Below are 9,979 nucleotides of genomic sequence, written 5' to 3'. Positions count from 1 at the left end.
CTTGGTCGCCTAGCGCCGCCATGACCTGACTCTGGCGACACGGCCTGGGTACGGCCTGATCATGAACATGGCCGTCATCCGGAGTCAGGTCACGATCGTTGATCTAGCCCCTGAGCAGGTGACGGGCCATCACCAGGCGCTGGATCTGGTTGGTGCCCTCGTAGATCTGGGTGATCTTGGCGTCGCGCATCATGCGTTCCACGGGGAAGTCGACCGTGTAGCCGGCGCCGCCGAAGAGTTGGACGGCGTCGGTGGTGACGGACATCGCGGTGTCGGAGGCGAACGTCTTGGCGGCGCTGGACATGAACGACGAGTTGCGGGTGCCGCGTTCGACGGCGGCGGCCGCGGCGTAGACCAGGTGCCGGGCGGCCTCGATGCGCATGGCCATGTCGGCGAGCATGAACTGGATGCCTTGGAACTCGCCGACCGGACGGCCGAACTGCTTGCGGTCCTTGACATACGCGACGCTGGCGTCGAGCGCGCCCTGGGCGATGCCGAGGGCCTGGGCGCCGATGGTGTGGCGGGTGTGGTCGAGGGTGGCGAACGCCAGGCGCAGGCCCTGGCCGGGGTCGCCGATGATGCGGTCGGCCGGGATGGTGCAGTTCTCGAAGTAGATCTCGCGGGTGGGCGAGCCCTTGATGCCGAGTTTGCGTTCCTTGGGACCAACCGTGAAGCCCGGGTCGTCGGCGCGGACCATGAACGCCGAGATACCGTCGGCGGGCTTGGCGGCGTTCGGGTCGCTGACCGCCATCACGGTGTACCACAGCGACTCACCGGCGTTGGTGATCCAGCACTTGGTGCCGTTGAGCACCCAGTGGTCGCCGTCGAGCGCCGCCCTCGTGCGCATGGACGCGGGGTCCGAACCGGCCTCCCGTTCGGACAGCGCGTAGGACGCGAGCTCGCCGCCGGCGATGCTGGGCAGCACCTCCTTCTTGAGCGCCTCGGAGCCGCCCAGGATGAGGTTCATGGTGCCGAGCTTGTTGGCCGCCGGGATCAGCGACGAGGACGCGCAGACCCGCGCCACCTCTTCGACCACGATGTTCGCCGCGACCGCGTCGGCCCCCTGACCGTCGAACTCCTCGGCGATGTGCGGGGCGTTGAAACCGGCCCGGGCGAGCGCCTGCCGCGCCTCGATCGGGAACCGCGCCTGCTCGTCCACATCGGCCGCGTGCGGCGCGATCTCCTTCTCGGCGAGCGCCCGAACCGCCTCACGCAGGGCCTCGTGCTCCTCGCTGAGCTGGTACAACTCGTATCCCGCGTCCATGGCTCCATGTTAGGAGCCGTTTACTTCCCCGATCGAGTGACGTCTAGCACCTCACCCGTCCAGGCTCGACCGCAGCGCGGCGTCCTTCTCCAGCACGAGTTGTTCCAGCTCGGCCTGAAACCGCTCCATCCGGCCCCGCAACGCCTCGTCCGACGTGCCGAGCACGCGCACCGCGAGCAGTCCGGCGTTGCGCGCACCGCCGACCGACACCGTGGCGACGGGGACCCCGGCGGGCATCTGGACGATGGACAGCAGCGAGTCCAACCCGTCCAGGTGACGCAGCGGCACCGGCACGCCGATCACCGGCAGCGCGGTCGCGGCGGCCACCATGCCGGGCAGGTGCGCGGCCCCGCCGGCGCCCGCGATGATCACCCGCAGGCCCCGCCCGGCGGCCTGCCGCGCGTAGTCCAGCATCCGGTCCGGGGTGCGGTGCGCGGACACCACGCCCACCTCGTAGGGCACGCCGAACTCGGCCAGTGCCTCGGCCGCCCCGCTCATCACCGGCCAGTCCGAGTCGCTGCCCATGATCACGCCGACCACCGGCGTCTCAGTGGATGTCATAACCGTCCAGCCATTCGCCGTGGGAGAGCCAGTGCGCGGCCAGCCGGGCGCGCTCACGCAGCGGCGCGGGCGCCGCGCCGAGCATGGTCACGTGCCCGATCTTGCGCCCCGGCCGCTCCGGTTTGCCGTAGAGGTGCACGTGCGCGTCGCGGTACCGGGCCAGCAGGTGGTGCAGCCGCTCGTCGGCGCCCATCCCCGGCGGGGTCGCCGCGCCGAGCACATTGGCCATCACCACGGCCGGGGCCAGGGCGTCGGTCGCGCCGAGCGGGTAGTCCAGCACCGCCCGGAGATGCTGCTCGAACTGCGAGGTCCGGGCGCCCTCGATGGTCCAGTGCCCGGAGTTGTGCGGCCGCATGGCCAGCTCGTTGACCACCAGCCCGGCGTCGGTGTCGAACAGTTCCACCGCCAGCACCCCGACCACGTCCAGCGCCGCGGCCACCCGCAGGGCCAGCTCCTGCGCCCGCTCCGCGCGCTCCTCGGACAGCCCCGGAGCCGGCGCGAGCACCTCCACACAGATGCCGTCGGACTGCACGGTCTCCACCAGCGGCCAGCACGCCCCCTGACCGAACGGCGACCGGGCGACCAGCGCGGCGAGCTCGCGGCGCATCACCACCCGCTGCTCCACCAGCAGCGGCGTGCCCGCGTCGAGCAGCGTGGCCACCTGCGCCCGGGCCGCGTCCGGGTCGGCGAGCAACCACACCCCGCGGCCGTCGTAGCCGCCCCGGCTGGCCTTGAGCACGCACGGCCAGCCGTGCTCGTCGCCGAACTTCACCGCGTCGGCCACCTCGGTGACGGGGGCGAACGGCGGCACCGGCACGCCCAGCCCGGCCAGCCGGGTTCGCATCACCAGCTTGTCCTGCGCGTGCACCAGCGCGTCCGGTCCCGGATGTACGGTCACGCCCTCCGCGACCAGCACCCGCAGGTGCTCGGCCGGCACGTGCTCGTGGTCGAAGGTCAGCACGTCGCAGCTGTCGGCGAAGGTGCGCAGCGCGTCCAGGTCGGTGTGCTGGCCGAACATCACCGACGGGCTGACCTGCGCGGCCGGGTCGTCCGGTGACACGGCCAGCACGGACAGCGACTGGCCGAGCGCGATCGCCGCCTGGTGGGTCATCCGGGCCAGCTGCCCGCCGCCGACCATGCCCACGATGGGGAAACCGGTCCGAGGGTCCACGATCAGCGCACTCTAGTGAGTCGGGCCAGCAGGAACCCGCCCGCCACCACGGGCACCAGCAGGTAGGCGCTGCCGATCACGAACTCCGGTGGCAGCCAGTCCAGCTCGCGGGCCAGCCCGTTGCGCATGATCAGCAGCACGCAGCTGGCGAACACCAGCACCACGGCGCCGACCCCGGCCAGCGCCCGCACCCGGTCGCGGCCCGCGGGCAGCGGGTCGGGCAGCCGGGAGAGCAGGTAGACCACCAGCGGCACCGCCCAGACCCAGTGGTGCGACCAGGACACCGGGCTGACCAGCAGCCCGAAGAACGCGGTCACCAGCAGCGCCGGGACCGGCTCGGCCATCCGGTGCAGCCTGCGGACCAGCAGCGCGGCCGGGACCGCCAGCACCGCGCCGATGCCCAGCGCCACCGCCAGCGACCACGGCGCCAGGTCGGACAGGCGCAGCACCAGCCCGTTGAGCGACTGGTTGCCGGCCCAGTAGATCGGCCCGGTGCGCGCCGGGTCGGTCACCGCGTACCCCCAGAACCGGGTGAAGTCGTGCGGCACCAGCAGGAACATCAGGCCCTGCAGGACGACGAAGGTGCCGGCCGCCCGCGCGGCGTCGGCCCGCCTGCCGGTCAGCAGCAGGTGCGGAATGAAGACCAGAGGGGTGAGCTTCACCGCGGCGGCCACGCCGATGAGCACCCCGCCGAACCGTCGCGCCCGGCCGAGCACCAGCACGTCCACCACGATCATCGCCATCAGGATCAGGTTGATCTGGCCGAGGAACAGCGTGCGCCAGACCGGCTCGATGGCCAGCGCGAGCAACGTCAGCGGCAGCGTGGCGCCGGCCGGGGTGAGCCAGCCCGGGCGGTCCGGCAGTGCCGTGATGCACACCCGGATCACCACGGCCAGGCCGAGCACCGACAGCGCGCCGAGCAGACCCCAGGACACCTGGGTCGGGAACAGCGCGAGCGGCGTGAACAGCGCCGCGGCGGTCGGCGGGTAGGTGAACGGCAGCCGCGCCCAGGGTGGTTCGGCGGACAGTGACATGGCGTCGTAGAGCGGTTCGCCGTGCAGCAGGGCGAGCGCGCCGGACCGGTACACGGCGCTGTCCACGCCCAGCCGCCAGTCGATCAGCCAACTGATCACACCCGCGACGACCAGACCCGCCGGCACCGCGAACAACCACGGGTTTACCCGGGTCGGGACGGCGGTCTCGGTCACGCCCAACAGATAACCATGGTGGTACCGCGCGACGGAGCCCGGCCCGCGACGCGGTCTGTGCGACGCTCCGTGAGGAGGCTCGGTAGACTATGGTCCTATGGCCTTGATCGAGACCACGTTGAACCGGATTCCGGAGCCGCTGCGCTCGGTGCTGTTCAAGCACCGCGAGCTGCTCAAGTTCGCCGTGGTCGGCGGGATCTGCTTCGTGGTCACCAACGTCGTGAACTACGCGCTGAAGTTCACGATCCTCAACGAGAAGCCGGTCACCGCGCTGGCCATCGCGGTGCTGATCGCGACGATCGTGTCCTACGTCCTGAACCGCGAGTGGTCGTTCCGGACCCGGGGCGGCCGGGAGCGCCATCACGAGGCGGCCCTGTTCTTCCTGATCAGCGGCATCGGCCTGGCGCTGAACTCGTTGCCGCTGTGGGTGTCGCGGTACATGCTGCACCTGGAGGTGCCGCAGGTCACGCTGCTGGTCCAGGAGGTGTCGGACTTCGTCGCCGGCATCATCATCGGCACCCTGCTGGCGATGGCGTTCCGGCTGTGGGCGTTCAAGAAGTGGGTGTTCCCGCAGGCCGGCGCCCGGCCCCGGGTGGTCCGGGGAGAGCGCCGGGCGCTGCGCCGTGCGGCGCGCGGCGACACCGAACGCGCCGCCTGACTCTTGCCCTCGTCCCGTTCCATGGGTGAAGCTCGACCATTCACTCGAGGACGGGACGGTGCACCATGTCCACAGTGGACTTACGGGCCCGCACGGTCGCGGAGACGGTGTTCGTCGCCGCCAAGCGAGACCCTGATCACATAGCGCTGCGCTACCGCGCCGGTGGGCAGTGGCGGGACGAGACGGCCGAGTCGCTGGCCGAGACCGTCCGGGCGCTCACCGCGGGCCTGGTGAGCACCGGGCTCCAGCCCGGTGACCGGGTCTGCATCCTGGCCGACACCCGCCGCGAGTGGACCTACGCCTGCCTGGCCGTGCTGGCGGCCGGCGCGGTGGTGGTGCCGATCTACCCGTCCAGCTCGGTCGAGGACTGCGCCTGGGTGATCGGCGACTCCGGCGCGGACCTTGTGGTGTGCGCCACCGCGAGCCAGCACGCCAAGGTCGTGGCGGCCGGCGCGGCGGACGTGGTGACCATGGAGCCGGCGCCCGGCGCGGCCCGCACCCTGGCCGACCTGGTGGAGCTGGGCCGCTCCGCGCTCGCCGAGTCCGACGCGGTCGCCTACGAGCTGCGCGAGCGGCTGGACGCGATCACCCCGGACGACCTGGCCGTGATCATCTACACCTCCGGCACGACCGGCCCGCCGAAGGGCTGCGTGCTGACCCACCGCAACTGGCTGACCCTGATCGCCATCAACGACGAGCTGGCCTACGTCACCGGCGCCGACGTGGTCTACCTGTTCCTGCCGCTGGCGCACGTGTTCGCGCAGCTGGAGCAGTTCGCCTGCCTGTCCTGCGGGGCGACGCTGGTGTACTTCGGCGGCGACGTCAAGCAGGTGGTGGCCGAACTGGCCGAGGTCAGGCCGACGTTCCTGCCGTCGGTGCCGCGCATCTTCGAGAAGCTCTACACCGCGATCACCGGCACGCTGGACGAGGAGACCGTACGCACCGCGGTGCGGGTCGGCGTGGAGTACCGCCGCCGGGAGCGCGCCGGCGAGCCGGTTCCGGCGGAGCTGGCGGCCGGGTTCGAGCGGCTGGAACCGCTGTACGCCAAGGTGCGCGGCGCGTTCGGCGGGCGGCTGCGGCAGGCGCTGTCCGGCGCCGCGCCGATCGCCCCGGAGGTGCTGGAGTTCTTCCACGCGGCCGGGGTTCCGGTGCTGGAGGGCTACGGGATGACCGAGACCACCGGCGTCGGCACGGTGAACACGCTGGACGCCTTCAAGATCGGCACCGTCGGGCGGCCGGCGCCGGGCGTCGAGGTGCGCGTCGCCGACGACGGTGAGCTGCTGATGCGCGGGCCGCAGCTGTTCGGCGGCTACTGGCGCAACGAGCCGGCCACCGCCGCGACCGTCGACGCCGAGGGCTGGCTGCACACCGGCGATCTCGGCAGCATGGACGCCGAGGGCTACGTCACGATCACCGGGCGGAAGAAGGACATCATCATCACCGCCGGCGGCAAGAACATCGCGCCGGCCAACCTGGAGAACGAGCTGCGCCAGTCCCGGTGGATCTCCCACGCGGTGATGATCGGCGACCGGCGGCCCTACCCGGTAGCGCTGATCACCCTGGACGAGGACGAGATCCTGCCGTGGGCCCGGGACCACGGCCTGCCGGCGGACCTCCCGGCGCTGGCCGCGCACCCGGAGGTGCACGCGCTGGTGCAGGGGGTGCTGGACGGGGTCAACGCCCGGCACGCCACCACCGAGCAGATCAAGAGGTTCGCCGTCCTGGACCGGGACCTGTCCATCGACGGCGGCGAGCTGACCCCGTCGCTCAAGGTGAAACGCGCCACGGTGCTCGCCAACCACGCCGACACGGTGGCGGCGCTGTACCGCTGACCCGTCGGATGGCAACGTCACATTGCCTCCGCACGGGAACGGATCTTGGAGTGCTCCCGTCGTAGGGGCCGTGATCGTGCTTTGGGCCGCCGCCGTCGAGGTCTGCCTCGCCGCAGTGCTGCTCTACTGGCTGCGCAGCGCGGGCGCCGCCCGCCGGATGGTGTTCGGCCGGGCGGGCTCGATCGCGGTCCTGGTTGCCGGGATGGCGCTGACCGCCGCCAACGCCGCACTGCACCTGAGCGCGGCCGGGCGGTCGGAGACGCTGTTCTGGTTTCTGGCGTTCCCGCTGTTCCTGGTCGTCTCGGCAACCGTGCCGCTCGCGGCCGGCAGCCTGTTCGGTCCCGCGAACGCCGCCGACGTCGGCGCCGGCCTGCTGCTGGCCATCGGCACGGCCGGGATGTTCGTGGTCGCGTGGCAGATATTCGGCTGACGGACGGGATGGGTGATGAACGAGGACATCGTTGCGGAGCTGAACCGGTTCCAGCACCGCGTCGCGCGGTTGCAGAACCTGATCACCGACGCGGAGGACCAGGCGCCGGACACCGCCGAGGGGTCGGACGAGTCCGGCACCGTGCACGTGGTCCTCGGCCCGGACGGCCTACCGGCCTCGTTCCGGGTGGACACCGACTTCGACCGCGAGCTCAAGCCGGAGGAGTTCGGCGACGCGGTGCTGCGGGCGTTCCAGGCGGCGATGGGCGCCCGGCTGGCCGGCTGGTCGCAGACCCTGCGCGCGGACGGGTGGCCGGACCGGTTGGGCGAGCTGAGGTCCGACCCGGCCGACCCGGCGCCGCCGGTCTTCCGGCCGCCGCCGGCTCCGGCACGGCAGCGCGGGCTGGGTGAGCTCACCGAGGACATGATCAAGGCATTCGACAACGTGGACCGGCTGGCGGCCCGCCCGGCGCCCGTGCTGGCGACCGGGTCCAGCGGCCGGCTCGAGCTCACGCTGTCCCAGCAGGGCCTGGTGTCCTGCGTCGCCGACCCGGGCTGGGTGTCCGACCAGACCGCGGCCCGGCTGATGAACGCGCTGGCCGAGGCGCTCGCCGAAGCCAAGGCCGAGCTCACCGAGTGGGCCGAGGAGCCGGCACCGGCCCGGCCGTTGGACCGGCTGCTCGGCGAGGCGCTGGCCCTGCTCACCGATCCCCGGCGGCTGGCCGGGTCCTGAAGGGAACACGACGTTGGCACCCACGAAGCAGGAGTTACAGGTCGCCACCGACGCGCTGCGCGCCGAGGCCGGGGTCTGGGACGGACAGAGCACGACCATGGGCGAGGTCGCCGCGAAGGCCGAGGGCCTGCGGCTGAGCCGGATCGAGGCGGGCATCTTCCAGTTGATCGTCGGCCCGTACGACGCGGCCGCCGACCAGGTCACCAACCGGTGCCGGGAGGGCGAGCAGCGGATGGCCGAGGTCGCCGACACGCTGCGCCAGGTCGCCGACACCTATGACGCCGAGGAAGCCCGCAACGAGCACCAGCTCCGCAACCTGTACTGACGAGCCAAGGAGGTCGGCATGACGTTCAGCGAGGCGCAGTTCCAGGCCGCCGTCGACAAGATCAACAATGGCATGACGGACCTGTCGGCGAAGATGGGCCAGATCATGCCCGCCGCGCAGGCCGGCGTGAACCACTGGTACATCCCCGACTTCGTCAGGGAAGCCGTCCTGGCCCTTGCCGAGGAGGCGCTGGATCTCGCGAAGTGGTTGTGGGACAAGTTCGTCGAGCTGCTCAAGGGTGTCGGCGCGCCGGTGATGTTCTTCAAGTACGCCTACGACTGGTCCGACGTGCGCGGTATGGCGACCGGCGTGGCCGGCGTGCTCAAGCCGGAGGCGCTCACCGTCGACGAGCACTGGAAGGGCACCGCCGCCGACCGGTACAACACCGCGATCAAGCCGCAGTCCGAGGCCGCCGACAAGATCGGCACGATCTCCGAGAAGCTCACGATCGCCCTGGGCATCCTGGCCGCCGCCGGGCTGACGTTCTACGTGGCGCTCGGGGTGATCATCGTGCAGTTCATCGTGGCCATGGTCGGTGTGGTCGCCGCGCTCGGCTCGGTGGCCTTCTCCTGGGCCGGGGTCGCTCTCGCGGTCGGCGAGGCCGGGTTCAGCAGCGCGGCCATCGCCACCGCGGTCGGTGCGCTGGTGGCGATCCTGGGCGTGCAGGCGCAGCAGATGTCCACCCTCAACGGCGAGGCCCAGGACGCCGGCAAGTTCCCCGGCGGGCACTGGCCGGACCCGGTCACCGGCAACTACAGCGACGCCACCGTCACCGACAACGACGCCGACTGGGCCTTCGAGAGCTGACGCGCCGGAACGTGACGACCGCATTGAAATCCGGAGAGGCGGCCAGCTAGCGCGGTCCGCGTTCGGCGGGCCAGCGCACGCCGCGGACGTCGGCGGCGCGGGGCACGGGCAGGAACATGGTGAAGGTCGGCGGGCGGGCGGTGGACAGTTCCAGCCGGCCGCCGTCGGAGTCGACCAGCGCCCGGGCCAGGGCCAGGCCGAGACCGGTGGAGCCGCTGCCGGAGACGCCGCGTTCGAAGATGTGCGCGGCCAGTTCGTCGGGCACGCCGGAGCCGGCGTCGGCGACCTCGACCACCACGGTGTCGGCGCCCGGGATCGCCTCCCCGCCGCGCGCGGTCAGGCTGACCGTGCCGCCGCCATGCCGCAGCGCGTTGTCCAGCAGCACACCCACCGCCTCGCGCAGCCGGGCCGGTGACACCTTGGCCAGCAGCCCCTGCGGGACGCGCAGCCGCAGCGACCGGCCGGCGGCGCGCAGCGGCGGCCGCCACTCGTCGGCGATCATCGTCAGCTCCCGGCTGAGGTCCACCGGGCCGGCGCCGGCGGCCCGCGCCTCCCGGGTCGCGGCCAGCATGTCGCCGAGCACGTCGGCCAGCCGCTCGGCCTGTTCCAGCGCCGCCCGCGCCTCGGCCGCCGTCTCCCCCTCGCCCATCGACACCAGGGCCTCCAGCCGCAGCTGCAACGCGGTCAGCCGGCTGCGCAGCTGATGGGAGACGTCGCCGACCAGCTCCCGCTCCCGCTGCACCAGCTGGGCCAGCGCGAGCGCCGAGTTGTCCAGCGCCTCGGCCACCATGTCCAGCTCGGGCACCTCGTAGCGGGCCTTGTCCAGCCGGAAGTCGCCGGCGCCCAGCCGGGACGCCCGGTCCGCGACATGCCGCAACGGGCTCGCCAGCCGCCGCGCGGTGATCACCGCGACCAGCGTGCCGATCCCGACCGTGGCGAACACGACCAGCCCCACCAGCGCGGCGACCTGCGCCTGCCGGGTGTGCATCGG

At 72.1% G+C, this 9,979-nt stretch carries 11 protein-coding genes; 6 read left to right on the top strand and 5 right to left on the bottom strand.

The genetic code is table 11. The annotated features are described in order from the left end of the window. Positions 1-103 precede the first annotated feature (103 nt). Genes VFO68_RS04145 through VFO68_RS04130 form a run of 4 tightly spaced genes read right to left on the bottom strand, consistent with a single transcriptional unit; the run spans position 104 to position 4,204 of the window. Positions 104-1,264: an acyl-CoA dehydrogenase family protein gene (locus VFO68_RS04145; RefSeq protein ID WP_325156792.1), complete on the bottom strand. Its 1,161-nt coding sequence runs from the start codon at positions 1,262-1,264 to the stop codon at positions 104-106. A gap of 51 nt (positions 1,265-1,315) precedes the next feature. Then, the gene (gene purE, locus VFO68_RS04140; protein ID WP_325156791.1) at positions 1,316-1,825 is read right to left on the bottom strand and encodes a 5-(carboxyamino)imidazole ribonucleotide mutase; all 510 of its coding nucleotides are present in this window, start codon (positions 1,823-1,825) and stop codon (positions 1,316-1,318) included. Next, entirely contained in the window at positions 1,812-2,996 is a 1,185-nt protein-coding gene (locus tag VFO68_RS04135; protein ID WP_325156790.1) for a 5-(carboxyamino)imidazole ribonucleotide synthase, read from the bottom strand. The genes purE and VFO68_RS04135 overlap by 14 nt, the downstream gene beginning before the upstream one ends. 2 nt (positions 2,997-2,998) lie before the next feature. Next, positions 2,999-4,204, bottom strand: coding sequence for a glycosyltransferase 87 family protein (locus VFO68_RS04130; protein ID WP_414635453.1), 1,206 nt, complete (start codon positions 4,202-4,204; stop codon positions 2,999-3,001). Between the two features lie 97 nt (positions 4,205-4,301). Between VFO68_RS04130 and VFO68_RS04125 the strand changes: the two genes are divergently transcribed. The 6 genes from VFO68_RS04125 (at position 4,302) to VFO68_RS04100 (ending at position 8,988) form a co-directional block, all read left to right on the top strand. Further along, positions 4,302-4,862 (top strand): GtrA family protein, encoded by a 561-nt coding sequence (locus VFO68_RS04125; RefSeq protein WP_325156789.1) that lies wholly within the window; start codon positions 4,302-4,304, stop codon positions 4,860-4,862. A gap of 65 nt (positions 4,863-4,927) precedes the next feature. Next, positions 4,928-6,694, top strand: coding sequence for a long-chain fatty acid--CoA ligase (locus VFO68_RS04120; protein ID WP_325156788.1), 1,767 nt, complete (start codon positions 4,928-4,930; stop codon positions 6,692-6,694). 70 nt (positions 6,695-6,764) lie between these two features. Further along, positions 6,765-7,124, top strand: a complete 360-nt coding sequence (locus VFO68_RS04115) for a hypothetical protein (RefSeq protein ID WP_325156787.1) — start codon at positions 6,765-6,767, stop codon at positions 7,122-7,124. A 15-nt stretch (positions 7,125-7,139) separates the two neighbouring features. Next, positions 7,140-7,856 (top strand): hypothetical protein, encoded by a 717-nt coding sequence (locus VFO68_RS04110; RefSeq protein WP_325156786.1) that lies wholly within the window; start codon positions 7,140-7,142, stop codon positions 7,854-7,856. Between the two features lie 13 nt (positions 7,857-7,869). After that, positions 7,870-8,181 carry a hypothetical protein gene (locus VFO68_RS04105; protein ID WP_325156785.1) on the top strand — a complete coding sequence of 104 codons (312 nt, stop codon included), beginning with the start codon at positions 7,870-7,872 and terminating at the stop codon, positions 8,179-8,181. An 18-nt stretch (positions 8,182-8,199) separates the two neighbouring features. Beyond that, positions 8,200-8,988: a hypothetical protein gene (locus VFO68_RS04100; protein WP_325156784.1), complete on the top strand. Its 789-nt coding sequence runs from the start codon at positions 8,200-8,202 to the stop codon at positions 8,986-8,988. 46 nt (positions 8,989-9,034) lie between these two features. Here VFO68_RS04100 and VFO68_RS04095 read toward each other — a convergent pair. Beyond that, a partial coding sequence (locus VFO68_RS04095; RefSeq protein WP_325156783.1) for a HAMP domain-containing sensor histidine kinase occupies positions 9,035-9,979 on the bottom strand: 945 nt, incomplete at its 5' end.

The sequence above is a fragment of the Actinophytocola sp. genome (assembly GCF_035712165.1).
Classification (GTDB): domain Bacteria; phylum Actinomycetota; class Actinomycetes; order Mycobacteriales; family Pseudonocardiaceae; genus DASYTH01.
The sequence above is the reverse complement of the archived record's forward strand: the minus strand, read 5'-3'. Positions and strand labels throughout refer to the sequence as shown.

Bases quoted from the DNA above. Each gene is read 5' to 3' on its own strand.
- VFO68_RS04145 (WP_325156792.1), bottom strand. From the start codon at position 1,264: ATGGACGCGGGATACGAGTTGTACCAGCTCAGCGAGGAGCACGAGGCC.
- purE (WP_325156791.1), bottom strand. From the start codon at position 1,825: ATGACATCCACTGAGACGCCGGTGGTCGGCGTGATCATGGGCAGCGAC.
- VFO68_RS04125 (WP_325156789.1), top strand. From the start codon at position 4,302: ATGGCCTTGATCGAGACCACGTTGAACCGGATTCCGGAGCCGCTGCGC.
- VFO68_RS04120 (WP_325156788.1), top strand. From the start codon at position 4,928: ATGTCCACAGTGGACTTACGGGCCCGCACGGTCGCGGAGACGGTGTTC.
- VFO68_RS04110 (WP_325156786.1), top strand. From the start codon at position 7,140: ATGAACGAGGACATCGTTGCGGAGCTGAACCGGTTCCAGCACCGCGTC.
- VFO68_RS04100 (WP_325156784.1), top strand. From the start codon at position 8,200: ATGACGTTCAGCGAGGCGCAGTTCCAGGCCGCCGTCGACAAGATCAAC.